Consider the following 24073-nt stretch of genomic DNA (forward strand, 5'->3'; position numbering starts at 1 on the left):
CCGTGCAGGAGGTCTGGAGAAATAGGCAAGGACTTTGCAGGAACGCGCTCGCCATGCGCGGCGCCGCGGCCGGATACTTTTGCGGTCGATGGGGGCTTTGCGGCTCCCTTTCTCGTGCCACCCACCCAAAGGACATCTCTCATGCAGTACCGCAAATTCGGCCGCACCGGCCTGTTCGTTTCCGAACTCTGCCTCGGCACCATGACCTTCGGCGGCGCGAGTGGCATCTGGGGCCAGATCGGCAACCTCCAGCAGTCCGAGGCGGAAAGCCTGGTCGGCCGCGCGCTCGACGCCGGCATCAACTTCATCGACACCGCGGACGTGTATTCCGAAGGGTTGTCGGAAACCATCACCGGCCAGGCGCTGAAGAACCTCAAGGTGCCGCGCGAGAACGTGGTGGTCGCCACCAAGGTGTTCGGCGAGACCGGCAAGACCGCCAATGCGGCCGGCGCCTCGCGCTACCACATCATGGACGGCGTGAAGGCCAGCCTCAAGCGCCTGCAGCTGGACCACATCGACCTCTACCAGATCCACGGCTTCGACCCGGTCACGCCCATCGAGGAAACCGTGCGCGCGCTGGACAACCTGGTGCAGCAGGGCCACGTGCGCTACGTGGGCGTCTCCAACTGGGCGGCCTGGCAGATCATGAAGGCGCTGGGCATCGCCGAGCGCCAGGGGCTTGCGCGCTTCGAATCGCTGCAGGCCTACTACACCATCGCGGGCCGCGACCTCGAGCGCGAACTGGCGCCGATGCTGCAGAGCGAAAACCTCGGCCTGATGGTCTGGAGCCCGCTGGCGGGTGGCCTCCTGAGCGGCAAGTACGGCCGCGACACCGAAGCCGAGAAAGGCAGCCGCCGCACCAGCTTCGACTTTCCGCCCGTGAACGTCGAGCGCGCCTACGACTGCATCGACGTGATGCGCCAGCTGGCCGAAGCGCGCAAGGTGTCGGTGGCGCAGATCGCGCTCGCGTGGCTGCTGCACCAGCCGGTGGTGACCAGCGTGATCGTCGGCGCCAAGCGCGTCGCGCAACTCGACGACAACATTGCCGCCACCGCGATCCGGCTCTCCGCCGACGAGCTGGCTGCACTCGGCAAGGTGAGCGCCCTGCCCTCCGAGTACCCGGGCTGGATGCTGGAGCGCCAGGGCGGCGCGCGGGCGAAGCGACTGGCCGAATCAGGCCAGCGCGGCTGAGTGGCTGAAGCCGGCCAGCGCCGCTGAGGGGCTGAGCTCGGCCGGCGTCGCCGACCGGTGCGCGGCGTAGGCCGCGGTGGCGCGCAATGCGCGCAGGTCGAGGTGCCGCGCGGCGCTGGCCGCCGAGGGTTCCGCCAGGTGCGGCACCACACCGAGCAGCGGCGCACCGAGCCGGCCGCGCAGCGTCTGGAGATTGGCTTCGGGCGCCAGCATCTCCGGCTCGATGGTGCTCGCGATCCATCCTGCCAGCATGAGCCCGCGCGCGCGGATCGCTTCCGCCGTGAGCAGCGCGTGGTTCAGGCAACCGAGGCGCAGCCCGACCACCAGGATCACCGGCAGTCCCAGCGCCACGGCCAGCTCGGCGCTGTCGAGGTCGTCGCCGAACGGCACGCAGAAGCCGCCCACGCCTTCGACCACCACCGCGTCGGCCTGCTGCGACAACGCCGCGAAGGCCGACAGCAGCGGCGGCAATTCGATGCGCACGCCCTCCTCCCGTGCCGCCAGGTGCGGCGACATCGGCGCGCGCAGCAAGTACGGGCAGCGCAGGGCCAGCGGCGCATCGACATTGCCGGCCGCGCGCAGCTGCTCGACGTCATCGTTGCGCCAGGCGCCATCGATCCGTTCCAGGCCCGCGGCCACCGGCTTCATGCCGACTGCCCGCAGGCCCGATGCGGCCAGCAGGCCCAGCATCGCGCTGCTGGCCAGCGTCTTGCCGACGCCCGTGTCGGTGCCGGTGACGAACCAGCGGCGGCGGGTCATCGGCGCACCCGGCGCGGCGCTCATGCCGCCTCTTTCCACGGCCGCGCCAACGCATCGCCCAAGGCATCGAGCAGCCGCGCCACGTCGGCCTCGCTGTGGCTGGCCGACAGCGTGATCCGCAGCCGCGCGGTGCCGGCGGGCACGGTCGGCGGGCGGATCGCGCCGACGCGCAAACCGCGGGCATCGAGCTGCGCCATCGCCTGCATCGCGCGTGCGTTGTCGCCGACGACCAGCGGTTGGATCGCCGTGGGTGAATCGGGCAGCCAGGCACTGCCGTCCGCCGGCAGGATCGCCTCGAGTCCGCGGCGAAGCTGGGCGATGCGCGCCTGCAAGCGGGCGCGGCGCAGGTCGCCTTCTTCGCCTTCGATCAGCGCAAGGCTCGCGAGCAGCGCATGCGCAATGGCCGGCGGCGCGGCCGTGGTGAAGATGTACGGCCGCGCGCGCTGCACCAGGTAGTCGATGACCGTGCGATGCGCCGCCACGAACGCGCCCGACACCCCGGCCGCCTTGCCCAGCGTGCCGACGAGCACCAGCCGCTCCGAGCGCAGCCCCATGGCCTGCAGCACGCCCCGGCCCGTGGCGCCGAGCACGCCAAAGCCGTGCGCATCGTCCAGCACCAGCCAGGCGTCGTGGCGTTCGGCCAGCGCGAGCAGCTCGGCCACGGGCGCGATGTTGCCGTCCATGCTGAAGACCGCATCGCTCACGATCAGCTTGACCGGCGCATCGCAGGCGCCGAGCTGCGCGTCGAGCGCGGCCACGCCGCAATGCGGATAGCGTTCGACCCGCGCCTTGGCCAGCCGCGCCCCGTCGATCAGCGATGCGTGGTTGAGCGACTCCGAAAAGATCACCGCCTCCGCGCCGCCGAGCGCCGACAGCACCGCGAGGTTGGCCATGTAGCCCGTGCAGAAGAACAGGCTTTGCGCCTCCGGGATGAACGGCGCCATCCAGCCGGCCAGCCGCTCCTCCAGCTCGACGTGCGCGCGCGAGTGGCCGAGGATCAGGTGCGACCCGCCGCTGCCCGTGCCGTAGCGCGCCGCGCCTTCGGCCAGTGCGGCGGCCAGCGCCGGATGCGCGGCCAGGCCGAGGTAGTCGTTGCTGCTGAAGCCGAGCATGGTGCGCGGCGCGCTCGCGCCGGCCAGCGTCAGCGATTGCCCGGGTGCGCAGGCGGTTTCGGCGATCTGCCGGCGGCGCCGCAGCGATTGCGCGTCGAGCGCCGTGATCTCGTCCTGCAGGCGTTCAAGCAAGCGCGGCATCGCGGCCTCCTTCCTCTGCATGGGCGGAAGCGGCCACCGCTTCCAGCGTGGCGAGGGTGCCGTCGACCAGCCGGTCGATGTCGTCGTCGCCGATCGCATAGGGCGGCATGAGATAGACGGTCGCGCCGATCGGGCGCATCAGCAGTCCGTTCGCGCGTGCGGCCAGGTGAAAGCGTTCCGCGAACCGGGCGCCGGGCTCGCGCACGTCGAAGGCCGTGATCATTCCGCGCTGGCGCAGGTGATCGACGGGCATGCCGTGCAGCCCCTCGCGCAAGCGGCCGATCAGCCGCTCGGCGCGGGCGCGGTTGCGGCGCAGCGCGTCCTCGTGCTCGAACAGGTCGAGCGTGGCCAGCGCCGCGCGGCAAGCCAGCGCGTTGCCGGTGTAGGAATGGGAATGCAGGAAGCTGCGCGCCACGTCGTCGTCCACGAAGCCCTGGTAGATCGCATCGCGCGTCATCACCAGCGCCAGCGGCAGGTAGCCGCCGCTGATGCCCTTGGACAGGCACAGGAAGTCGGGCCAGATGCCGGCCTGCTCGCAGGCGAAGAAGCTGCCGGTGCGCCCGCAGCCCACCGCAATCTCGTCGGCGATGAGGTGCACGCCGTAGCGGTCGCACAGTGCCCGCACGAGGCGCAGGTAGTCGGGGTCGTGCATCGCCATGCCGGTGGCGCATTGCACCAGCGGCTCGACGATCACGGCGGCGATCGATGCATGCCGTTCGGCCAGCAGCGCTTCGAGCTCGGCCGCGGCACGGCGCGCCACGGCAGCGGCGTCTTCGCCCGACCGCGCGGCCCGGGCGTCGGGCGATGCCACGAGGTGCGCATTCGCGAGCAGCGGCGCGTACGCGTCGCGGAACACCGGCACGTCGGTCACATGCAGCGCGCCCAGCGTTTCGCCGTGGTAGCCCTGCCGCAGCGCGACGAAGTCCTGCTTGCCGCTGCGGCCCGCGTTGCGCCACGTATGAAAGCTCATCTTCAACGCGATCTCCACGGCCGAGGCGCCGTCCGAGGCATAGAAGCAGTGGCCCAGCGCATCGCCGGTCAGCGCGGCGAGCCGCTCGGCCAGCTCGACGGCCGGCGCGTGCGTGCAGCCCGCGAGCATCACGTGCGAGAGCGTGTCGAGCTGGTCCTTGAGCGCGGCGTTGATGGCCGGGTGCGCATGGCCGAAGAGATTGACCCACCACGAGCTCGTTGCGTCGAGGTAGCGGCGGCCGTCGTGGTCGAACAGCCAGACGCCCTCGCCCCGCGCGATCGGCAGCGGCGGCACCGCTTCGAGCCGGATGCTCTGCGTGCACGGATGCCAGACATGGCGCCGGCTGCGCTGCTGCCAGCCGGCGTTTTTCGATGCTGCGGGCATCGAGGAAGAAGCAATCGTTGGCGGCATCCGCGCATTCCTTTGGGGGCAAGGCGCGGGATCGTATCGGCGCCCATGCGGCGCGGCAAACCGCCGGTGCGGGCATCGGAATGCGGGCACTTGAACGACGTTGGCCGGGGTAGCACGCCCGTTCGGACCAAGGCCGCGCAACAGGACGGCATCGTGTACGGAGGCGGGTCCGCAAGGCCAATGCAAGTTGTCTTGGCGGCGACAAAGATTTTTGCGGAGTATCGAGTTCTTACCTTGATCGGGGGGTGGTTGGCGTGATCGGGCAGCCTGGTGGCAGATATCGGCTATCGGCAGATTCCGCGCCCCGCCGTGCCTGCGCATGAGGCTTGGACGACGCCCGCGGTGGGCCAATTCCGACACCGCCGAGCAGGCACCGCGCGGACAAATGAATGTCCATCCATTCATCATTCATTCGAAGGAGCAGCCCATGTCCAAGACGAACCCCAACACGCCCGACGAGCGTGGTTCGTTGCCTCCCCAGCACAACAAGGCCGGCCACCAGAGCCCGACACCGCGCAACGAGCCGCGCCGCACCACCGAGAGCCGCCACGACCGCGAAAGCCACGTCGGCGGCAGCAACCAGAGCCAGTCCCGGCGCGGCGGCGCCGGCGGTTCCACGCATTGACGGGAGCGGCCTGAAGGCCGCCGAACTGCCGGAGCCGGCAACATGTCCCATCGCAACGAAGCCACGGCCGCGCTGAAGGCGCTCAGCGTGGCGACCGACGCCTGCCGCGAATGCCCGCTGGGCGCGCATGCGACCCAGTCGGTGTTCGGCGAAGGCCCGGTCGGTGCGGCGCTGATGGTGGTGGGCGAGCAGCCCGGCGACAAGGAAGACCTGGTCGGCCGCCCCTTCGTGGGCCCGGCCGGCAAGCTGTTCGACCGCGCAGTGGCCGAACTCGGCTGGTCGCGCGAGAAGCTCTACGTGACCAATGCGGTGAAGCATTTCAAGTACGAGCCGCGCGGCAAGCGCCGCATGCACAAGACCCCGGGCCAGCGCGAAGTGGATGCCTGCCACCACTGGCTCGAAAGCGAGATGGAGCTCGTGCAGCCGCGCGCCTGCATCGCGCTCGGCGGCACGGCCGCGCGCTCACTGCTCGGCCGGCCGGTCGCGGTGATGAAGGAGCGCGGCCAGTGGGTCGAGGATGCCGCAACGGGCCGCCGCGTGCTGGTCACGCTGCATCCCTCCGCCCTGCTGCGCGGCGATCCGCTGCAGCGCGAAGCGGCTTGGGAAGCCTGGCTCAAGGACCTGTCGATGGCTTCGGAGCTGATGAAGAAAGCCGGGGCCAGGCGCCCGGCCGAAAAACAGCCCGCCGCAAAAAAGCCGGCCGCAAGGCCCGCCGCAAGTCACGCGCGCCGCCGCGTGCGCATGGTGATGGAATAGCGCAGCGCCTCGGTCGGCGCGATGCTGTGCTGCCAGGCCCAGCGCGCTTCGCCGCGCAGCATGTAGATGGAGCGCGGCTCGATCAGCAGCTGCAGGCTCGCAGGTGCGCTGGCGCTGGCCGGCGGATAGGGCCGCAGCTGCATCACCGCGTCGCCCTGCAGCGAAACGCCCACGATGTCCTCGAAGTCCGGCACGTCGCGGTGCCAGCCGAGCGGCGTGCCGGGCCGGTATTCGGAGATCAGCATGTGGGCGAAATCCTCGGGCGCCATGCCCATCCACGCGGCCACCCGCGCACGCAGCGGGTGAAGCGCGGGCGGCATGGCCGCGCCGGGACGCAGCCGGTGCTTGTCGAAGTCGTAGCTGCCGCCAAAGCTGATGCCGCGGCGGCGCGCGGTGTATTCCTTGTAGCGCATCTCGCGCAGCTCGAAGCCCTGCACGAGCCGCAGCAGCTCGGCTTCCTCGGCGCGCGTGAGGAATTCGCGCTCGTAGCGCAGGCCCTCGATGGCGGCCGCGGGCGCCTCGCCGAACAGGTCGGGCTGGTCAGCGAACTGGATGTGCCTGGCTGAGCGCATCGATGATCTCTCCTTCGCCCGCGTGTGCCGGCCCGCCCAGCCGCAGCTCCCACCAGGGCGGCAGCAGCTGCCGGATCTCGGCGCGCGCAAAGCGGTCGTCCAGCAGGTGCAGCACGCCGCTGTCCTGCTCGGTGCGGATGACGCGGCCGGCCGCCTGCACCACCTTTTGCAGGCCGGGATAGAGGTAGGTGTATTCGTAGCCCTTGCCGAAGCGCGCCTGCATGCGCTCGCGCGTGATCTCGTTGAGCGCGTTGTGCTGCGGCAGGCCCAGGCTCGCCACGAAGGCGCCGATCAGCCGGCTGCCGGGCAGGTCGATGCCTTCGCCGAACGCACCGCCGAGCACGGCAAAGCCGATGCCCTGGCCGCCTTCCTCGAAGCGCGCGAGAAAGCCGTGGCGATCGGCCTCGGCCATGCCGCGCGTCTGGGCCCACACGGGCACGCCGGGGTGCCTGGCCAGGAAGGCCGCACAGGCCTTTTCGAGGTAGTCGAAGCTGCTGAAGAACGCGAGGTAGTTGCCCGGCATGCGCTCGAACTGCTCGCCGATGATCCCGGCCACGCGAGCGAGCGAGCCCGCGCGGTCGCGAAAGCGGGTCGACACGTTCATGGCCACCTCCACGCGCAGCTGCTGGCTGCGGAATGGCGAGGCCACGTCGAGCAGCATCGTTTCCGGCGGCAAGCCGAGCGCGTCGCGGTAGAACTCGAACGGCGACAAGGTGCCCGAGAAGCAGGTGACCGATGCGGCGTCCGCGAAGCGCGGCTCGAGGAACGGCGCCGGCACCAGGTTGCGGATCGCGAGGCTGCGCTGCTGCTGGGCGTGCGCGGGACCCAGCGTGCGCTCGAAGACCGAATGGTCGTCGAAGGCGTCGGCCAGCCGGGCGAACTGCAGCGCATCGAAGAAGAAGCGCTGCAGCGGGCCCTGGGCCGCATCGGGCGTGGCCGCAAAGTACTCGCCCATGGCCGTGTTGGCGGCCTGCAGCGTGCGCGCGAAGCGCTCGGGAATCTCGTCGGCGGTGTCGTAGGGCTCGGCCTGCGCCTGCTGCACCGTGTCCCATTCGCGGTACAGCCGGCCCAGCGCGCCGCGCACCGAGGCGGGAGCCACGCGGTGGGCCTCTTCGAGCGCGAGGCCGTCGAGCCGCGCCGTGTACATGCCGCGCGCGCGCTCCAGCAGGTTGTGCGCCTCGTCCACCAGCACCGCGGCGCGCCATTCGGCGTCCTTCATGGTGGCGTAGAGAAAGGCGCTGCCGTCGAAGTAGTAGTTGTAGTCGCCCACGATCAGGTCGCACCAGTGCGCCATTTCCTGCGCGAGGAAATAGGGGCACACGCTGTGCGCCAACGCAATTCTTCGCAGCGCCGGCCGGTCGAGCCGGGCGGCCTGCGCGGCTTCCTCGCGCGCGGCGGGCAGGCGGTCGTAGAAGCCCTTGGCCAGCGGGCAGGCATCGCCGTTGCAGGCGCGGTCGGGGTATTCGCAGACCTTTTCGCGCGCGGTGAGTTCGAGCACCCGCAGCTGCGCGCAGTTCTTGCCCAGCACGCCGACGGCCTCCAGCGCCACGGCCCGGCCCGAGGTCTTGGCGGTGAGAAAGAAGATCTTGTCGATCTTGCGCGCGGCCCGCGCCTTCAGCAGCGGAAAGATGGTGGCCAGCGTCTTGCCGATGCCGGTGGGTGCCTGCGCCATCAGGCAGCGCGCGTTCACGGCGGCGCGGTAGACGGCTTCGGCCAGTTCGCGCTGGCCGGGCCGGAACGAGCCGTGCGGAAATTCAAGCCGGCCGAGCGCATGGCCGAGCGCCGCATGGTGCGCAGCCTCGCTCTGCGCCCAGGCGCTGTAGCGCTCGCACAGCAGTTCGAAATGCGCCTGCAGCGCGGCCCGCGTGTGGGGCTCTTCCAGCACGGTTTCGTCGCCGGTGCCGAGGTCCAGGTAGACCAGCGCCACGGTGATGTGCTCGTAGCCGTGCATTTCGCAAAGCATCCAGCCGTAGCAGCGGGCCTGGGCCCAGTGCAGCGCCCGGTGGTTGCCGCGGATGGCGTCGAAGTCGCCGCGGAAGGTCTTGATCTCCTCGACGCGGGGTTCGCGCGGGTCGTGCCCGTCGGCACGGCCGCGCACCTGGAGCGCGCCGCAGCGGGAGACCAGCGGCACCTCGCTTTCATAGCCGTCGCCGCGCCGGCCCTGCACCAGCGCATGGCCGGCCATGCCTTCGAGCGCGCTGGGTGCAGGCACGAAGCGCAGGTCGAGGTCGCCGGCCTTGGCACCGAAGGCGCACAGGGCCTTGACGGAGACAGCGCGGGCATCGGGCGCGTCTTCGGTCGGCGGGGTGGAAAGGTCCGTGGTCACGGCTGATGCTGTATAAAACAACAGTATAACGAGACCACCGCACCAGGGGCAAAGGCGCTATCGGGCCTTTCTCCGACACCCGGCGCTCCAGAATTCGGCAAAACTTCAAAAGTTTTGCTTACAAATCTTGTTCGAATGAAAACGCCGACCGCGATCGACCCCGACGACTTCGACCGCCAGCTGAGCCGCAATCTCAAGTGGCCGCTGCTTGGCGGGGTGATCGGCGCGCTGGTGTTCGTCAGCCTGATCGTGTTCCTGCTGTTCACCATCAGCCGGGTCGAGCAGAGCGACCGCGTGACGCGCAGCGCCAGCGAGCTGCAAGGCCGCAGCATCGACATGGAAACCGGCCTGCGCGGCTTCCTGATCACCGGCGATGAAAGCTCTCTCGAGCCCTACCACCGCGCGCTGCCAAGGATCAAGAGCGACACCGCCGCGCTTCGCGAGCTGGTGCTGGACAACCGGCAGCAGGCGCAGCGGGTCGAGCGCATCGCGGCGCTGCAGGAGGCCTGGAACGGGTTCGCAGAAGACCTGATCGCGCTGCGCCGCGCCGGCGGCAACTACCCGCAGGCGGTGCGCCAGGGCCGGGGCAAGCAGCTGCGCGAGGACATGCGCGCCGAATTCACGGCCTTCATGGACACCGAGGAGGGCCTGCGCTACCAGCGCAACGAAGAGGTCAACCGCACGGCCTGGCTGGTGGTGGCCGTGTTCCTGCTGTTCACGCTGGTGTTCACCGGCATGGTGGCCTACTTCGGGCGCCGGCAACTCGTGCGGCTTTCGAACAGCTACGACGCGGTGCTGCGGGACCAGGCCGCGCATGCCGAGCGGCTGGCGCAGCAGGCTTGGCTGCGCAGTGCGCAGACCGAACTGGTGGGCGAACTGGTGGGCGAACTCAATGCCAACGACCTGGGCCGCAAGGTCCTGGCCTTCTTCTCGCGGCACCTGGGCAGCGCGGTCGGCGCGCTGTACGTGCGAGAGCGGCAAGGCACGCTGCGCCGCGCCGCGAGCTACGGTTTCTCGATGGAAGCCGAGGCCTCGCCGCAGGTGTTCTCGCCGACCCAGAGCCTGGTCGGCCAGGCGGCCGCCGAACGGCGCCGCATGCTCGTGGAGCCGATCCAGGCCGACTACCTGAAGGTCAATTCGGGCATGGGAGAAATGGCGCCCGCGGCGGTGCTGCTGGTGCCCGTGTCGAGCGACGGCATCGTGAACGGCGTGGTCGAACTCGGACTGCCGGCCGTGCCCGATGCGCGGACCAACGAACTGCTCGACCTGGTGGCGGAGGACATCGGCGACTCGCTCGCGGCGGCGCGCTACCGCGAGCAGCTGCAGGACGCCTTGGCCGAAACGCAGCAATTGAACGAGGAACTGCAGGTGCAGCAGGAAGAGCTGCGCACCGCCAACGAGGAGCTCGAGGAGCAGTCGCGTGCGCTGCGGGCTTCGCAGGCCATGCTGGAGAACCAGCAGGCCGAGCTGGAGCAGACCAACAGCCAGCTCTCCGAGCGCACCGAGGCGCTCGACCAGCGCAACGCCGCCCTGCGCCGCGTGCAGCGCGACCTGGAAGACCGCGCCGACGAGCTGCAGCGCGCCAGCCGCTACAAGTCGGAGTTCCTGGCCAACATGTCGCACGAGCTGCGCACGCCGCTCAACAGCGCGCTGATCCTGGCCAAGCTGCTCGCCGACAACCCGCAGGGCAACCTGAGCCCCGAGCAGGTGAAGTTCGCGGAATCGATCTACGCGTCGGGCAACGACCTGCTGGTGCTGATCAACGACATCCTCGACATCTCCAAGGTCGAGGCCGGCAAGCTCGAAGTGGTGGTCGAGGAGGTGGCGCCGGGCAAGCTCGCGCAGAGCCTGGAGAGCGCCTTCAGGCCGCTGGCTGCCGAGAAGCAGCTGGCCTTCCGCCTGGAAATGCAGCCCGGCACGCCCGCCACGCTGGCCACCGACCGCCACCGCGTCGAGCAGATCCTGAAGAACCTGCTTTCCAATGCGATCAAGTTCACCAACAGCGGCGAGGTGGCGCTCACCGTGTCGGCGGCTGCCAACGGCGGCGCGGTCTTCGCGGTGAGCGATTCGGGCATCGGCATTGCCCCCGAGCAGCAGGAGCTGATCTTCGAAGCCTTCCAGCAAGCCGACGGCACCACCAGCCGCCGCTATGGCGGCACCGGCCTGGGGCTTTCCATTTCGCGCGACCTCACGCGCCTCCTGGGCGGCACGCTCACGCTGCAAAGCCAGCCCGGACAGGGCAGCACCTTCACGCTGCAGCTGCCGGCCGCGGCGCCGCAGGCCTTGCCACAGGCTTCGCAGCAAGCAGGTCGGCCCCCTGCTGCTGCGCCCGCAAAGCCCGCAACGGCGGCGCGCGCGCCCTTCCCTACCGCGCACGCCACGCCCGCGGCACCCTCGCCGCCGGCTGCCGTGCCGCCGCCCTCCTTTGCCGACGACCGCACGCTGCCGCCCGACCAAGTGCGCCGGGTGCTCGTGATCGAGGACGAGCCGCAGTTCGCGCACATCCTCTACGACCTGGCGCACGAGCTGGGCTACCGCTGCCTGGTGGCCCATGGCGCGGCCGACGGCTTCGAGCTGGCGCACCAGTTCCTGCCCGATGCCATCCTGCTCGACATGCGCCTTCCCGACAGCACCGGGCTCGGCCTGCTGCAGCGCCTGAAGGATTCGCCGCAGACGCGCCACATCCCGATCCACGTGGTCTCGGCCGCCGACGACGCGCAGGCCGCCGCCCTGCACATGGGCGCCATCGGCTATGCGCAGAAGCCGGCCACGCGCGCCGAGCTGACGCAGGTGTTCGCCCGGCTCGAGGAAAAGCTCACGCAGAAGGTCAAGGCCGTGCTGCTGGTCGAGGACGATGCGCTGCAGCGCGAAAGCGTGATCCGGCTGATCGGCGACGAAGACATCGAGATCGCCGCCGTGGGCTCCGGCGAAGAGGCGCTCGAACTGCTGCGCAGGCGCGTCTTCGACTGCATGATCACCGACCTGCACCTGCCCGACATGCAGGGCAGCGAGCTGCTCAAGCGCATGGCGTCGGAAGAGATCGTTTCCTTCCCGCCGGTGATCGTCTACACCGGGCGCAACCTCACGCGGGGCGAGGAAGCCGAGCTGCAGCGCTATTCGCGCTCCATCATCATCAAGGGCGCGCGCTCGCCGGAACGCCTGCTCGACGAGGTCACGCTGTTCCTGCACAAGGTCGAGGCCGAGCTGTCCAGCGAGCGCCAGGGCATGCTGAAGGCGGCGCGCGGGCGCGACCGCATCTTCGAGGGCCGCACCATCCTTTTGGTGGACGACGACGTGCGCAACCTCTTCGCGCTCACGAGCGCGCTGGAGCAGCGCGGCGCCGCGGTCGAGATCGGCCGCAACGGCCGCGAGGCGCTCCAGAAGCTCGACCAGGCGCGCGAGATCGACCTGGTGCTGATGGACGTGATGATGCCGGAGATGGACGGCCTGGAGGCCACGCGCCGGCTGCGCGCGGACCCGCGCTTCGAGAAGCTGCCCGTGATCGCCATCACCGCCAAGGCCATGAAGGACGACCGCGAGCAGTGCCTGGCCGCGGGCGCCAGCGACTACCTGGCCAAGCCTGTGGATTTGGAACGCCTGTTCTCGCTTCTGCGCGTGTGGATGCCCAAAATGGAGCGGCTGTGAACCCCAATGCCGCATCCCTGCCCCTGCCATCCGCGCTGAGCAACACGGAGATCGAGCTGCGGCTGCTGATGGAAGCCATCTACCTGCGCTACAGCTACGACTTCCGCAACTACACCGTGGCTTCGCAGAAGCGCCGCGTGCTGCACGCGCTCGCGCAGCTCGAGCTGCCGAGCATCTCGGCATTGCAGGAGAAGGTGCTGCGCGATCCGCTGCTGTTCGGCCGGCTGCTCGAGTACCTGACGATTCCCGTGAGCGAGATGTTCCGCGACCCGGCCTACTTTCTCGCGCTGCGCCGGCACGTGGTGCCGATCCTGMACACCTATGCGTCCCTGAAGGTGTGGGTGGCGGGCTGCAGCACCGGCGAGGAGGTCTTTTCGCTGGCCATCCTGCTGCGCGAGGAAGGCCTGCTCTCCCGCACGCAGATCTATGCCACCGACATCAACCCCGCTTCGCTCGAGAAGGCGCGCCAGGGCATCTTCCCGATCGAATCGATCCGCGGCTACACGGCCAACTACCAGCGCGCCGGCGGGCGCAGCTCGTTCTCCGACTACTACACCGCGGCCTACGACGCCGCGCGCTTCGACCCGGCGCTGTGCGCCGACGTCATCTTTGCCGACCACAGCCTGGCCACCGACAGCGTCTTTGCCGAGACGCAGCTCGTCTCGTGCCGCAACGTGCTCATCTATTTCAACCGCGAGCTGCAGGACCGCGCGCTCGGCCTGTTCCACGAGTCGCTCTGCCACCGCGGCTTCCTGGGCCTGGGCGCGAAGGAGAGCATCGACTTCTCGAGCTATGCCGGGCGCTTCGACGCCCATTCGCAGCCGGAGCGCATCTACCGGAAGGCCACATGAAGCCGGATGCCCGCCCCTTCCCTGCGCGGCGCGTCGAGGCCGTGGTGGTCGGCGCGTCCGCGGGCGGCATCGAGGCGCTGCTGGCGCTCCTGCACGGCATTCCACCGCCGTGGCGGCTTCCGGTGGTGGTGGTCCTGCACTTGCCCGAAGGCCACCAGAGCCACCTGGCCGAGATCTTTGCCGAGCGGCTGCACATGCCGGTGCACGAGGCCGCCGACAAGATGCCGGTCGCGCCCGACAGCCTGTACTTCGCGCCGCCCGGCTATCACCTGTCGATCGAGCGCGATCGGTGCTTTTCGCTCAGCTGCGAACCGCCCGTGCACTTTTCGCGGCCGTCGATCGACGTGCTGATGGCCTCGGCCGCCGATGCCTACGGCCCCGCGCTCGCCGGGTTCCTGCTCACGGGCGCGAACGACGACGGCGCCGAAGGCCTGTTGCGCATTCACATGGCCGGCGGCCTCACTGCCGTCCAGGACCCGGAGGAAGCCCAGATTCCCACCATGCCCAGGGCAGCCATTGCCCGCCATTCCCCCGATCACGTGCTTGCCCTGCGCGAGCTTCGCACATTGCTGCTGCAACTGGAGTCCGCCCATGCCCATTGACGTCGAAAGCAAGCTGCTGATCGTCGATGACCTGCCCGAAAACCTTCTTGCGCTCGAGGCCCTGATCCGCGGCCCGGGCCGTGCGGTGTACCGCGCCTCCTCGGCCGAGGAGGCGCTTGCGCTGCTCCTGGACCACGAATTCGCGCTGGCCATCCTCGACGTGCAGATGCCCGGCATGAACGGCTTCGAGCTGGCCGAGCTGATGCGCGGCACGGAGCGCACGCGGCACATCCCGATCATCTTCGTGACGGCGGCGGGCCGCGATTCGAACTACGCCTTCCAGGGCTACGAAAGCGGCGCGGTCGACTTCCTCTACAAGCCGCTCGATCCGCATGCCGTCACTGGCAAGGTCAACGTGTTCGTCGACCTGCATTGCCACCGCAAGGCGCTGCGGCACGAGATGAACGCGCTCGCGGTGGCCAACCAGAAGCAGGAAGAACTGGTCCAGCAGCTGCGCCACACGCAGGGCGAACTCGAACGCGCGGTGCGCATGCGCGACGACTTCATGTCGATGGTCTCGCACGAGCTGCGCACGCCGCTCAACACCCTGTACCTCGAAACGCAACTGCGCCAGGTCCAGGTGTCCAGGGGCAAGCTGGAGTCCTTTGCCGCGGATCGCCTGCCCGCCATGATCGAACGCGACCAGCGGCAGATCCGCAACATGGTGCGGCTGATCGACGACATGCTCGACGTCACGCGCATGCGAAGGGACGCGCTGTCGATCCAGCCCAAGCCGGTCGACCTGGCCGCGCTCGCACGGGCCGTGGTGGAAGGCCTGAAGCAGCAGGCCGAGGCCGCGGGCTCTGTCATTGCATTGGAAGCGCCGGGCGAGCTGCGCGGCGTGTGGGACGAGTTCCGCATCGAGCAGGTGCTGACCAACCTGCTGACCAATGCACTGCGCTACGGCGGCGGCAAGTCCGTGGAGATGATGCTGTGGGAGCGTGACGGCACCGCGCACATCACTGTGCGCGACCAGGGCATCGGCATTGCGCCCGAAGACCAGGAGCGCATCTTCGAGCAGTTCGAACGCACCGACGACAGCCGCAAGCACGCGCCCGGCCTGGGCCTCGGGCTCTACATCACGCGCAAGATCGTAGGCCTGCACGGCGGGCGCATCGAGGTGGAGAGCCGGCCCGGCGAAGGCGCGCTGTTCCATGTCGAGCTGCCGCTGCAGGCTGCCGCCAAAACTGCGACGCAAGTGCGGGCGTAGGCGCCTTCCTACTGCACGGGAGGCGATTGGCCGGGATACTGGGTGGATACAACTTGCTTGAAAGCCTCCTCCCAGTGAACGTGCTGATCGTCGACGACAACGAAGCCGCGGCAGACCTGCTGCAGGAACTCCTGACGCTGCAGGACCATACCGCCCGCTGCACCTACACGGCGCAACAGGCCATGGATGCGGCGGCCGATGAGCGCTTCGATGCCGCGCTCATCGACCTCACGCTGCCCGACTTTCCCGGCACCGAGGTGGCGCGGCGGCTGCGTTCGGCCGCCGCGGACCGCGGCCCCCGGCTGCTGGTCGCCATTTCGGGCTTTTCGGAGGAAGAAGCGGCCGGCGGCGCCGCAGCGCAGAACCTGTTCGACCACCATCTTCAGAAGCCCATCGACATGGGCGAACTGTCCGCCATCCTGTCCAAGCCGCGCTGAGCGGGGTCTTGGCGGGCCGTCAGTCCCGGTCTTCGTATTCCCGGTCGTTGTCCCATTCGTCGCCGTTCGGCGGGCGATACGGGTAGCCCGGCCCGTAGTAGATCCGTCCGGGCGGCGGCGCATAGACGGGTGCGGGACGGTAATACACGGGCGGCGGCGGACGGTAATAGACCGGCGGGGCCGGCGCGTAGTAGATCGGCGCCGGATAGTAGGCAGGCGGCGGAGGCGCGTAGTACGGCGCCGGATAGCCGCCCGCCCCGATCTGTACCGACCAGCTTCCGCGCGCGCTGGCCGCGCCCGCGGCGAGCAGCGCACTGGCCGCCATCGCGCCAAGGGCCATCCATTTGAAGACGGAAGAACGCTTGTTTTCGAGTTTCACTGCAGCTCCCTTGAGAAGGTGCCGACGGCCAGCACCGATGTTGCAACGCCCGAGGCCCTGCGCGAGTGCACCTGCCGCCTTGCCGGATCGTTGCCAAACGTCACTGCCCGGCGTGTGCGCTCAGCCCGTGATTTCGCGGCGCGAAAGCTGAACCTCGGCGCCGGTGGTGTTGAAGGCGATGGTCGGCGCGGTGAAATCGCTCAGCGGCGCGCCCAGGCCGATTTCGCCGCGTCCGTGCAGCACGCATTCCTCGCGCCTGAGCGCCACTTCCTGGCTCGGTCCGCCGTTGCCATGAAACCGGACCCAGGTGCCGTAGGTGCTCAGGTCGGTCAGCACGCAGCTGCCATGCCGCAGCTCGATGCGCGCATGCAGCCGGGAGACCCGCGGATCGTTGACCACGAACTGCGCATCGCTCACGCGCCCGAGGTGGATCGGCAGCTCTTCGGTGCGGAAGGTGGACCGCACGTCCAGCCACGCCAGTTCGATCTGCCCCAGCGATGAATCGGGCAGCCGCAGCGGCGTCAGCGCGGCCGGCAGCGTGAGGAACGAGGTCATCTCCTCCTGCCAGTCGATGCGGTGGACGGCCGACATCTCGCTGCGCCCGCGAATGGTGATGAGCCCCAGGTCGCGGTGCCGCACAGCCGTCTCGCCCAACTGCGCAATGGTTGCATCGGTGGCCCAGATCTGGCCCGGCCCCGCCAGGTCGCTCAGGCGCGACGCCAGGTTGACCGCATCGCCGAAGCAGTCGCCCTCGACCTCGACCACCTCGCCGCTTGCCACGCCGATCTGCAGCGCCATGCGCAGCGGCACGGGCCAGGTCATGAGGCGCTTCTGGTGATAGCGCTGCAGTTCGATCACGGCCTGCATGGCGGTGGCCGCGTTCGAAAAAAGGGCGAACACGCCATCGCCGAGCGACTTCACGACCCTGCCGCCGTGTGCCTGGCAGACGCCGCCGATCCATTGGGTCAGCCGCGTCACCGTGTCGGTGGCGCGCGCATTTCCCATGGCTTCGAAAACCCTGGAGCTTCCGGTGAGGTCTGCGAATACGACTGTGGAATTGACGTCCATGCTGTGACAGCGGCCTGCTTATATTGCTTTTGTACTCAAATCACTACAGAGGCTTTAAGTGCAACGTAAAGTGTGTTGTTTACAAACAAGAAACAGTGTTTCAGAACTTGTGAATCGGCCGTCCGAGGCTTAAGGTAGCGACCGTCCCGGCTCCCGGCAATACGCCTTTAGTCCACATGCTGCCTCTTCGTCGTTTTTTCCGCCTTCTCGGAATTCCCGGTATCGGGGCTCCCCGGGTAGGAGAGAACCAGCTGGGACGCATCCGGGCCGCCATGCTGTCGGTGCTGCAGGCGCACGGCGGGCACTCGGTCCAGCGCGTGGCGCAGCGCGTGCGCTTTGCGTCCGACGTGGAAGCGCTCTGGTACCTGCGCCAGGACGTGATGGTTGCCCTGAGTGCCATCGACGGCGAAGCCGCTGCCCGCCGCCAGATGAAAGCCATCAACAGCATGTTCAAGGGCGGCCTGCCCGGCTCGATGGGCCCGCGCGCCCATCAGCGCTTCACCCACTGAAGGATAGCGCGGCGCCGCGCGTTCAATGCGCATGGCCGTGGCTGTGGTCATGGTCATGGTCGTGGCCGCCATGCCGGTGGCCCCACACCATGAAGACGTCGCGCCCTTCGGCCGCCAGTTCGACCTTCGCGCCCACAGGCAGCAGCACCTTGGTCGGCACGTGACCGAAAGGCAAGCCCGTGAGCACGGGCACCTTGAGCGTGGCGCGCAGCCGGTCGACCACCGCATCGAAGCCGAAGCCGCGGTCGTAGCCCGGCACCTTGCGCATGCCCGTGAACTGGCCGAAGACGATGGCGCGCTGCCTGGCCAGCACGCCGGCCATGCGCAGCTGGTCGAGCATGCGCTCGATGCGGTAGGGATGCTCGTTGGTGTCTTCGATGAACAGCACGCCCTTCTCCACTACCGGGAAATAGGGCGTTCCGAGCAGGCTCGCGAGCACGCACAGGTTGCCGCCCCACAAGGTGGCGTCGTGCACGGGCTTCACCTTGAGGCCGGCATCGCGCACCGGCATGCGCCAGCCGGTGCCTTCGCCCTGCCCGCTCGCCAGGTCGTCGAAGCAGGCTTCCATGATGTCGTCCGCGCCGCCTTCGGCACCGAAGTCTTCGCCGACCGCGGGGCCGGCCCAGGTCACGGCGCCGGTCTTGGCGAAGAGTGCGCACTGCAGCGCGGTGAAATCGCTGAGGCCGACGAATTCGGTGCCGCGCCCGATCGCCTTGGCCACGGCCTTGTACGGAATCGCGTCGAGGATGCGCGTGAGCCCGTAGCCGCCGCGTGCGATCAGCGCTATGTCGGCGCCGCTCGCGGCAGCGCGGCCGATGGCAGCGAGGCGCGTCGCGTCGTCGCCCGCAAAGCGCTGGTGCACGGCCAGCGCGGCTTCGTCGATTTCGACCTCGTAGCCCAGGGCCTTGAGTCTTGCCACGCCGCGCCGGAAGGCGGCCTTGTCGCGAATCGCGCTGGAGGGGGAATAGATGTAGATGTGTTTGCTCACGGCGTCGAGTATCCCATTGCGTTGCGCACCGCCTGGGCGAGCAGCGCAGCCTGTTGCGCATTCGGGCCGGACGACGACGCGATGGGGCCGAGCGCACGCAGCGCGGCCTGGTAGCCGCGGTCGGGGAACGGCGCGCGCCATGCATCGCTCACCGGCTCGCCGCCTTCGGGCGCGAGCAGCACGGCTGCAAACAGGCCGCCCTTTTCGGCATGCAGCCGCGTGGCCAGGCCGGTGGCCGCGGCGCTGTGCACCAGCACCATCGGCGGTGGCTGCAGGCGGTCGAGCCATTCGTCCAGGACCTGGCAGTGCCATTCGATGCGGTGCGCCGCCTCGCGCTTGGGCTTGTCGCTCTTGCCGAAGCCGATCAGGTCGGGCACCAGCGTGCGCAGCCCGGGTGCGCCGACGAGGCGGCGAAAGAAGTAGCCCCATTCGCCCGGACCATGAAGGCAGAGGCACGCGGCGGCCGAGCCGTCTTGCGGCCCTTCGTCGAGGTAGTGCATGCGCCAGCCCTGCAGGCTGGGAAGGTCGTGGACGTAGCGCGGTTCGAAGGCGTAGCCGGCGAGCGCATCGAAGCGCTCGGGCGGTGTGCGCAGCGCATCGTCGCGCAGGGGCTGGGCCTGCTCGCGCGCCGCATCGCGGCGCAGCTGGAAGAAGCCTTGCAGCAGTGCGCTGCACTCCGCGGCCAGCACGCCGCCCTGCACCTGGGTGCGATGGTTGAGCCGGGGTTCGGCAAAGAGGTCGAGCACCGAGCCGGCCGCGCCGGTCTTGGGGTCGGCCGCACCGAACACCACGCGCGCGAGCCGCGCATGCAGCATGGCGCCCGCGCACATGGCGCAGGGCTCGAGCGTGACGAACAGCTCGCAGCCGTCGAGCCGGTAGTTGCCGAGCGCGGCGGCGCCGGCGCGCAGTGCGTTGATCTCGGCATGGGCGCTCGGGTCGTGCTGCGCGACCGGCGTGTTGCGCCCGCTGGCCACGAACTGCCCGTTCCTGACCAGCACCGCGCCGACCGGCACCTCGCCCGCCTCGGCCGCCAGGCGCGCCTCGGCCAGCGCGAGCGCCATCCAGTGCGCATCGTCCATGGGCTTGGCAGCGGGCTCAGTTGTCATCCGGCATCTTGCGCGCCTGCGCCGCGGCGTCGAGCGCTTCCTTGACCTGCATTTGCACCTGCTGGACCTGCGTGCGGGGATCGGCGGGCGCCTCGCCGGATGCGGGCGCGGCCATGCTGGTGAGCTGCTTCTTCGCCACCACCCCGGCGATCACGAGTGCCAGCAGCAGGCCGACCAGTCCGAACATGCGCATCTCAGCTTCCTTCCGCCACCGGTGCCTCGGCCGTCATGCCCAGGCGTTCCATCCACACGGCCAGCGCCTTCTCGTCGGGCGTGCCGGCGCTGTAGACGGCATGCATCGCAGCGTGCGATTCGCGCCGGTGCTGGTTCAGCTTGACCTTGCATTGCAGTGCGCTCACGCGCAGCTCGAACCCGACGATGCCGGCCAGCATCTTGAGCTGGAACTCCTCGCCCAGGTCGCGCCATTGCTGCGCATAGCCGGGCTCGTGCTCGCCGATGAGCTTCTTGAGCAGCGCGTCCTTGGCCACGGGCTCCTCGATCAGCCGGGCCTCGACCGTGCAGTGCACCACCAGGTAGTTCCAGGTCGGCACGCGCGCGAGGTCCGGATAGACCGAGGGCGACAGGTAGGCATGCGGACCGAGAAAGGTGGCCACCGCCTGCGGCCGCGCCTGCAGATGGCGCCAGTGCGGATTGGGCTTGGCGCAGTGGCCCAGCAGCACCAGCTGGCCGCCCTCCTGCTGCTCGGCCACCAGCGGCAGGTGCGTGACGTAAGGCAGGCCCTCGTCGTCGCTCGAGATCAGGCTGGCGAAGGGATGTGCACGCATCAGCTCCAGCGCGATGGCCGGGTCCTTGGCGTTGAATTGCGGCGGCATGTACATGGGGCAATTTCCTCGTGGTGAGGCTCCGATTGTCCCCGAGCCGTCCTATCTTGCGCGCGGCGCTTCCAGCAGCTTCACCATGGCCGTGTAGCCGCGGGCCCGCGCCAGCTGCAGCGGCGTGTTGCCCTGCCGGTCGGCCAGCGCAAGGCTGGCGCCGGCGTCGACCAGCGCGGCCAGCGTGCGCTGGTGGCGCGGGCCGCCGTCGCCCAGCACGATCGATTCGATCACCGCGGTCCAATGCAGGTTGTTGACGTGGTCGAGCGGCGCGCCGGCCGCGATCAGCTGGCGCACCACTTCGTCATGGCCCAGGTGCGCCGCGGCAATGAGCGCGGTGCCGTCGTAGCGGCTGGTCACCTGCCCGGCCTTCGCGCCGAGCGACAGCAGCAGCGCAAGCGTCGCGGCATCGTCGGCCACCGCGGCGATGGTGACGGCGTCGTAGCGGTCGTCGTCGAGCAGGTCGAGGTTCGCGCCGGCCTTGGCAAGCAGCTTCACCGCCTCGCGCTGCCGTGCATGGGTGGCGACGTGCAAGGGCGTGCGGCCCCGCGCATCGCGCGCATCCAGATTGGCGCCCGAGGCGATCAAGCCCTTCAGCTTGACCAGGTCGCCCTGCCAGGCCGCCCGGTGCAGTCCTTCATAGGCCAGCAGCTCGGCAGCCTGCGGCGGCACCTGGGCCGACACGCCGGCCGATGCGCCCAGTCCAAGCGCAACCGCCAGCAGCCCGGACCCGATGCCGTGCTTCATCATCAGCCCAGCTGGCCCTTGACCTTCTCGATGGCCGCGTTGGCGCACTGGTCGTCCAGGTGGCCGCCCGGCGCACCGCCGACGCCCACGGCGCCGATCACTTCGTTGCCCGACTTCACCGGCACGCCGCCGCCCAGCAGCAGGAAGCCCGGCAGGTACACCAGGTTGGCGGCGCCGGGGTTCTTCTGCGCGCCTTCCATCATGGCCTGCGTCGCGCTCTTGGCCGATGCCGAGGTCCATGCCTTGCGCTCGCTCGAAGCCAGCGTGTGCGGGCCGGCGTTGTCGGCGCGCTGCACGGCGCGCACGGTGCCGGCGCGGTCGACCACGGTGGCGGCCACGTTGTAGCCGTTGGCGGCGCAGGCGGCCACGGCTTCGGCCGCGATCTGGTTGGCCAGCGCGAGCGAGATGTTCTTCTCGGTGCGCACCGCGGGTGCAGGCGTCTGGGCCTGGGCGGCCGATGCGGCAAGCAGGATGGCGAGAGCGCCGAGGCGAAGGTTGGAACGCATTTTTCGTTTTCTCCAGTGGATGCAGGGTGATGGCACCGGCTGTCTGCCGGCGGCTGCGCCACTGTAGGAAACACCGTCCGCCAAGGCCATTCGTACGGCTACGCCCGGTGCTCCGTAGTTCTACGGAGCGCCCGCTTTCAGTCTTGCCCCGCGACCAGCACCGCGTAGCGCCGGATCAACTGCGCGAGCGAATCGCAGTCGAGCTTGGCGAACAGGTTGGCGCGGTGCGTCTCGACCGTTCGCGGCGACAGCGCGAGCGTGCGCGCGATCTCCTTGTTGGTGAGGCCCTGCACGATGAAGGCAAGCACTTCGCGCTCGCGCTCCGACAGCTGCGCCACGCGCTCGCGCGCCGCGTTGTCGGCCTGCGAGCGTTCGCGCGAGCGCACATGCTGGCGCACCGCCTGCTGCAGGGCCTCGAGCAACTGCTCGTCGTCCACCGGTTTCTCCAGGAACTCGGCCGCGCCGGCCTTGAAGGCGCGGCGGCACATCTCGACCGTGCCGTGGCCGGTGAGCATGATCACCGGCTGGTCGACGCCCTGCGCCATGAGCCGGTCGAGCACCGTGAGGCCGCTGATGCCGGGCATGCGCACGTCGAGCACGATGGCGCCGACGCTCGCGCGGTCGAAGCCGTCGATGAAGGCCTGCGGATCGGCCCAGCCCTGCACCCGCAGGCCGACCGTGCCGATCAGGAGCGACAGGCTGTCGCGCACCGCCTGGTCGTCGTCGATGAGGTGGATCAGCGGCGATTGCGGCTGGTGGGTGCCAGAGGCGGTGTTCATGCCATGCGCTCCGTGGACGCCGCCACCAACGGCAGCAGCAGCGTGAAGCGCGCGCCGCGCGGCGCCGCATTGGCCGCGGAGAGGCTGCCGCCCATGCCGCTCGCCAGCGTTTCGCTGAGGCTCAGGCCAAGGCCCAGGCCGCCCTCGCGCGTGCTGAAGAAAGGCTCGAAGAGGCGCGGCATGGCCTCGGGTGCAATGCCGCGTCCGTTGTCGGTCACGGTCAGCACGCCCTCCTGCCCATTGCGGCCGACCGAAACGGAAAGGCGGCGTTCGGACGCGGGCACGAGGTCGAGCGCCTGCAAGGCGTTCATCAGCAGGTTGTGCACGATCTGCTCGAGCGCCACCGCCTCGGCCTGCACGCGCACCGGTGCCTGCGCGGAGGCGTCGAACTGCGCCGCCACGCCGCGCTGCGCGAACTCGGGTGCCAGCAGGTGCATGGCGCTGCGCACCACCTCCTGCAGCACCAGCGGCTTCACGTCGCCGCCGGCTTCAGGGCGTTCGATGACGCGGCGCAGCCGGCCGACCACGCCGGCCGCGCGGCGCGCCTGCTCCACGGCCTGGCCCATGGCATTGCGCGCCGTCGCCAGGTCGGGCGGATCTTCGTCGAGCAGCCGGCGCGCGGCCTGCGCATTGGCCAGCACGGCCGTGAGCGGCTGGTTCAGTTCGTGCGCCAGCCCTGCCGAAAGCTCGCCCAGGGCATTGAGCCGCGCCACCTGGCCGAGACGCAGCAGCTCCTCGGCCCGGCGCCGCGCGATGCGCTGGCGCTGCGCGGTCCACAGGCCGGCCAGCAGCAGCGCCGCCGCCACGCCCCAGCCGGCGATGCCGCGCCACGGCAGTTCACCCCAGCCCACATGGCGCTCGGCCACCAGGTCGAAAGGCTGGCTCGGCGAGGCCAGGGGCTTGGTGAGGCTGAAGCGCCAGCCGCCCGCGTCCGATTGCGCCGTCCGCCCCGGCTGCAGCACGAACTGCTGCGCGCCGCGCTGCAGGCTCACGCGCACCGGGCTTTGCTTCGGGTCCATCGGCCAGTCGCGCCACGGCACCGAGCCGGCCAGGTCGATCTCGAGCGCGTAGCTGACGGGCGTCGCGCCCATCACGAGCTCGTAGCGGCCCTGCGCGAGGTCCAGCCCCGCCAGTTCGGCGCGGCGCTCGCTGCGCGAGCGCGCTTCCGCAGCGGCCAAGGTGCCGGCCTGCTTCTCGTCGGGCCAGGCCTGGTCGCGTTCGCGCCGCTGCACGCGCAGGATCGACGGATAGACCGATGGCAGGCGCTGCTCCGGGCGGTCCGCGCCGTCGCCGGGTTCGAGCAGCGCGAGCGTGGCCAGCACCGCGTCGTACTGCACCACCTGCTGGCTCATGAGCCGGTGCGCGATGCGCGCGTCGGTCTCGAAATCCTGCTGCAGCTGCGCGAGTTCGGCGCGCGCGAGCCACACCGCGCCCACGGCCGTGAGGGCCAGCCATGCCAGCCACCAGCCACCCTGCGTGCGCAACCACTGTTTCATGGCGCGGATTGTGCCCGTCGCGGCGCAGCCTCCCGATGTTGGCCGAGAATGCGG

Annotated in this window: 24 protein-coding genes; 9 read left to right on the top strand and 15 right to left on the bottom strand. The window is 69.7% G+C overall.

What is annotated here, in order from left to right; translation table 11 throughout:
• Positions 1-141 precede the first annotated feature (141 nt).
• Positions 142-1191: an aldo/keto reductase gene (locus tag AC1DMS_RS22470; protein ID WP_012747915.1), complete on the top strand. Its 1050-nt coding sequence runs from the start codon at positions 142-144 to the stop codon at positions 1189-1191.
• Here the strand turns inward: AC1DMS_RS22470 and bioD are convergent.
• Genes bioD through bioA form a run of 3 tightly spaced genes read right to left on the bottom strand, consistent with a single transcriptional unit; the run spans position 1174 to position 4584 of the window.
• Entirely contained in the window at positions 1174-1974 is an 801-nt protein-coding gene (bioD, locus tag AC1DMS_RS22475; protein WP_012747914.1) for a dethiobiotin synthase, read from the bottom strand. The genes AC1DMS_RS22470 and bioD overlap by 18 nt on opposite strands.
• On the bottom strand, positions 1971-3203 hold the full coding sequence (gene bioF, locus AC1DMS_RS22480; protein ID WP_012747913.1) for an 8-amino-7-oxononanoate synthase: 1233 nt from the start codon (positions 3201-3203) through the stop codon (positions 1971-1973). The genes bioD and bioF overlap by 4 nt, the downstream gene beginning before the upstream one ends.
• A complete protein-coding gene (bioA, locus tag AC1DMS_RS22485) occupies positions 3187-4584 on the bottom strand; it encodes an adenosylmethionine--8-amino-7-oxononanoate transaminase (RefSeq protein ID WP_012747912.1) in 1398 nt (465 codons plus the stop codon). Before bioA ends, bioF begins: the two co-directional genes overlap by 17 nt.
• A 427-nt stretch (positions 4585-5011) precedes the next feature.
• Here bioA and AC1DMS_RS22490 point away from each other — a divergent pair, with 427 nt between their 5' ends.
• A complete protein-coding gene (locus AC1DMS_RS22490) occupies positions 5012-5209 on the top strand; it encodes a hypothetical protein (RefSeq protein WP_012747911.1) in 198 nt (65 codons plus the stop codon).
• A gap of 42 nt (positions 5210-5251) precedes the next feature.
• Positions 5252-5965, top strand: a complete 714-nt coding sequence (locus AC1DMS_RS22495) for a UdgX family uracil-DNA binding protein (protein ID WP_012747910.1) — start codon at positions 5252-5254, stop codon at positions 5963-5965.
• Here AC1DMS_RS22495 and AC1DMS_RS22500 read toward each other — a convergent pair.
• Both AC1DMS_RS22500 and AC1DMS_RS22505 read right to left on the bottom strand, forming a co-directional pair.
• Positions 5929-6537, bottom strand: coding sequence for an alpha-ketoglutarate-dependent dioxygenase AlkB (locus AC1DMS_RS22500; protein WP_012747909.1), 609 nt, complete (start codon positions 6535-6537; stop codon positions 5929-5931). The genes AC1DMS_RS22495 and AC1DMS_RS22500 overlap by 37 nt on opposite strands.
• On the bottom strand, positions 6506-8863 hold the full coding sequence (locus AC1DMS_RS22505; protein ID WP_012747908.1) for a helicase C-terminal domain-containing protein: 2358 nt from the start codon (positions 8861-8863) through the stop codon (positions 6506-6508). Before AC1DMS_RS22505 ends, AC1DMS_RS22500 begins: the two co-directional genes overlap by 32 nt.
• A 135-nt stretch (positions 8864-8998) precedes the next feature.
• Between AC1DMS_RS22505 and AC1DMS_RS22510 the strand changes: the two genes are divergently transcribed.
• The 5 genes from AC1DMS_RS22510 (at position 8999) to AC1DMS_RS22530 (ending at position 15608) form a co-directional block, all read left to right on the top strand.
• Entirely contained in the window at positions 8999-12508 is a 3510-nt protein-coding gene (locus AC1DMS_RS22510) for a response regulator (protein WP_018904978.1), read from the top strand.
• Positions 12505-13359 carry a CheR family methyltransferase gene (locus AC1DMS_RS22515; RefSeq protein ID WP_478181837.1) on the top strand — a complete coding sequence of 285 codons (855 nt, stop codon included), beginning with the start codon at positions 12505-12507 and terminating at the stop codon, positions 13357-13359. The genes AC1DMS_RS22510 and AC1DMS_RS22515 overlap by 4 nt, the downstream gene beginning before the upstream one ends.
• On the top strand, positions 13356-13961 hold the full coding sequence (locus tag AC1DMS_RS22520) for a chemotaxis protein CheB (RefSeq protein WP_012747906.1): 606 nt from the start codon (positions 13356-13358) through the stop codon (positions 13959-13961). Before AC1DMS_RS22515 ends, AC1DMS_RS22520 begins: the two co-directional genes overlap by 4 nt.
• Positions 13951-15171: a hybrid sensor histidine kinase/response regulator gene (locus AC1DMS_RS22525; protein ID WP_012747905.1), complete on the top strand. Its 1221-nt coding sequence runs from the start codon at positions 13951-13953 to the stop codon at positions 15169-15171. Before AC1DMS_RS22520 ends, AC1DMS_RS22525 begins: the two co-directional genes overlap by 11 nt.
• 74 nt (positions 15172-15245) lie before the next feature.
• Positions 15246-15608, top strand: coding sequence for a response regulator (locus AC1DMS_RS22530; protein WP_230537826.1), 363 nt, complete (start codon positions 15246-15248; stop codon positions 15606-15608).
• Positions 15609-15627: 19 nt separating this feature from the next.
• Here the strand turns inward: AC1DMS_RS22530 and AC1DMS_RS22535 are convergent, their stop codons facing one another.
• Entirely contained in the window at positions 15628-15987 is a 360-nt protein-coding gene (locus AC1DMS_RS22535; protein ID WP_012747903.1) for a hypothetical protein, read from the bottom strand.
• A gap of 120 nt (positions 15988-16107) precedes the next feature.
• Positions 16108-17055 carry an adenylate/guanylate cyclase domain-containing protein gene (locus AC1DMS_RS22540; RefSeq protein WP_012747902.1) on the bottom strand — a complete coding sequence of 316 codons (948 nt, stop codon included), beginning with the start codon at positions 17053-17055 and terminating at the stop codon, positions 16108-16110.
• 272 nt (positions 17056-17327) lie between these two features.
• Between AC1DMS_RS22540 and AC1DMS_RS22545 the strand changes: the two genes are divergently transcribed.
• On the top strand, positions 17328-17564 hold the full coding sequence (locus AC1DMS_RS22545) for a hypothetical protein (RefSeq protein WP_012747901.1): 237 nt from the start codon (positions 17328-17330) through the stop codon (positions 17562-17564).
• Between the two features lie 22 nt (positions 17565-17586).
• On the opposite strand, the gene AC1DMS_RS22550 is transcribed toward AC1DMS_RS22545, so the two are convergent.
• The 8 genes from AC1DMS_RS22550 to AC1DMS_RS22585 form a co-directional block, all read right to left on the bottom strand.
• Complete coding sequence (locus tag AC1DMS_RS22550) at positions 17587-18552, bottom strand: LD-carboxypeptidase (RefSeq protein WP_012747900.1); 966 nt, start codon at positions 18550-18552, stop codon at positions 17587-17589.
• On the bottom strand, positions 18549-19658 hold the full coding sequence (tadA, locus tag AC1DMS_RS22555; RefSeq protein WP_012747899.1) for a tRNA adenosine(34) deaminase TadA: 1110 nt from the start codon (positions 19656-19658) through the stop codon (positions 18549-18551). Before tadA ends, AC1DMS_RS22550 begins: the two co-directional genes overlap by 4 nt.
• Complete coding sequence (locus tag AC1DMS_RS22560) at positions 19648-19851, bottom strand: hypothetical protein (RefSeq protein ID WP_012747898.1); 204 nt, start codon at positions 19849-19851, stop codon at positions 19648-19650. Before AC1DMS_RS22560 ends, tadA begins: the two co-directional genes overlap by 11 nt.
• A 1-nt stretch (position 19852) precedes the next feature.
• Entirely contained in the window at positions 19853-20497 is a 645-nt protein-coding gene (locus AC1DMS_RS22565; RefSeq protein ID WP_012747897.1) for an FMN-binding negative transcriptional regulator, read from the bottom strand.
• Between the two features lie 45 nt (positions 20498-20542).
• Positions 20543-21241, bottom strand: a complete 699-nt coding sequence (locus AC1DMS_RS22570) for an ankyrin repeat domain-containing protein (RefSeq protein ID WP_012747896.1) — start codon at positions 21239-21241, stop codon at positions 20543-20545.
• Complete coding sequence (locus tag AC1DMS_RS22575; protein ID WP_012747895.1) at positions 21241-21744, bottom strand: GlcG/HbpS family heme-binding protein; 504 nt, start codon at positions 21742-21744, stop codon at positions 21241-21243. Before AC1DMS_RS22575 ends, AC1DMS_RS22570 begins: the two co-directional genes overlap by 1 nt.
• Before the next feature lie 137 nt (positions 21745-21881).
• Entirely contained in the window at positions 21882-22523 is a 642-nt protein-coding gene (locus AC1DMS_RS22580; protein WP_012747894.1) for a response regulator transcription factor, read from the bottom strand.
• On the bottom strand, positions 22520-24019 hold the full coding sequence (locus tag AC1DMS_RS22585) for a sensor histidine kinase (RefSeq protein WP_012747893.1): 1500 nt from the start codon (positions 24017-24019) through the stop codon (positions 22520-22522). Before AC1DMS_RS22585 ends, AC1DMS_RS22580 begins: the two co-directional genes overlap by 4 nt.
• Positions 24020-24073: the final 54 nt, after the last annotated feature.

Source organism: Variovorax sp. 05T418, assembly GCF_056396385.1.

Bases quoted from the DNA above. Each gene is read 5' to 3' on its own strand.
- bioF (WP_012747913.1), bottom strand. From the start codon at position 3,203: ATGCCGCGCTTGCTTGAACGCCTGCAGGACGAGATCACGGCGCTCGAC.
- AC1DMS_RS22545 (WP_012747901.1), top strand. From the start codon at position 17,328: ATGCTGTCGGTGCTGCAGGCGCACGGCGGGCACTCGGTCCAGCGCGTG.
- AC1DMS_RS22580 (WP_012747894.1), bottom strand. From the start codon at position 22,523: ATGAACACCGCCTCTGGCACCCACCAGCCGCAATCGCCGCTGATCCAC.
- AC1DMS_RS22490 (WP_012747911.1), top strand. From the start codon at position 5,012: ATGTCCAAGACGAACCCCAACACGCCCGACGAGCGTGGTTCGTTGCCT.
- AC1DMS_RS22500 (WP_012747909.1), bottom strand. From the start codon at position 6,537: ATGCGCTCAGCCAGGCACATCCAGTTCGCTGACCAGCCCGACCTGTTC.
- AC1DMS_RS22560 (WP_012747898.1), bottom strand. From the start codon at position 19,851: ATGCGCATGTTCGGACTGGTCGGCCTGCTGCTGGCACTCGTGATCGCC.
- AC1DMS_RS22520 (WP_012747906.1), top strand. From the start codon at position 13,356: ATGAAGCCGGATGCCCGCCCCTTCCCTGCGCGGCGCGTCGAGGCCGTG.
- bioD (WP_012747914.1), bottom strand. From the start codon at position 1,974: ATGAGCGCCGCGCCGGGTGCGCCGATGACCCGCCGCCGCTGGTTCGTC.
- AC1DMS_RS22495 (WP_012747910.1), top strand. From the start codon at position 5,252: ATGTCCCATCGCAACGAAGCCACGGCCGCGCTGAAGGCGCTCAGCGTG.
- AC1DMS_RS22585 (WP_012747893.1), bottom strand. From the start codon at position 24,019: ATGAAACAGTGGTTGCGCACGCAGGGTGGCTGGTGGCTGGCATGGCTG.
- bioA (WP_012747912.1), bottom strand. From the start codon at position 4,584: ATGCCGCCAACGATTGCTTCTTCCTCGATGCCCGCAGCATCGAAAAAC.
- AC1DMS_RS22540 (WP_012747902.1), bottom strand. From the start codon at position 17,055: ATGGACGTCAATTCCACAGTCGTATTCGCAGACCTCACCGGAAGCTCC.
- AC1DMS_RS22510 (WP_018904978.1), top strand. From the start codon at position 8,999: ATGAAAACGCCGACCGCGATCGACCCCGACGACTTCGACCGCCAGCTG.
- AC1DMS_RS22525 (WP_012747905.1), top strand. From the start codon at position 13,951: ATGCCCATTGACGTCGAAAGCAAGCTGCTGATCGTCGATGACCTGCCC.
- tadA (WP_012747899.1), bottom strand. From the start codon at position 19,658: ATGACAACTGAGCCCGCTGCCAAGCCCATGGACGATGCGCACTGGATG.
- AC1DMS_RS22575 (WP_012747895.1), bottom strand. From the start codon at position 21,744: ATGCGTTCCAACCTTCGCCTCGGCGCTCTCGCCATCCTGCTTGCCGCA.
- AC1DMS_RS22570 (WP_012747896.1), bottom strand. From the start codon at position 21,241: ATGATGAAGCACGGCATCGGGTCCGGGCTGCTGGCGGTTGCGCTTGGA.
- AC1DMS_RS22470 (WP_012747915.1), top strand. From the start codon at position 142: ATGCAGTACCGCAAATTCGGCCGCACCGGCCTGTTCGTTTCCGAACTC.
- AC1DMS_RS22565 (WP_012747897.1), bottom strand. From the start codon at position 20,497: ATGTACATGCCGCCGCAATTCAACGCCAAGGACCCGGCCATCGCGCTG.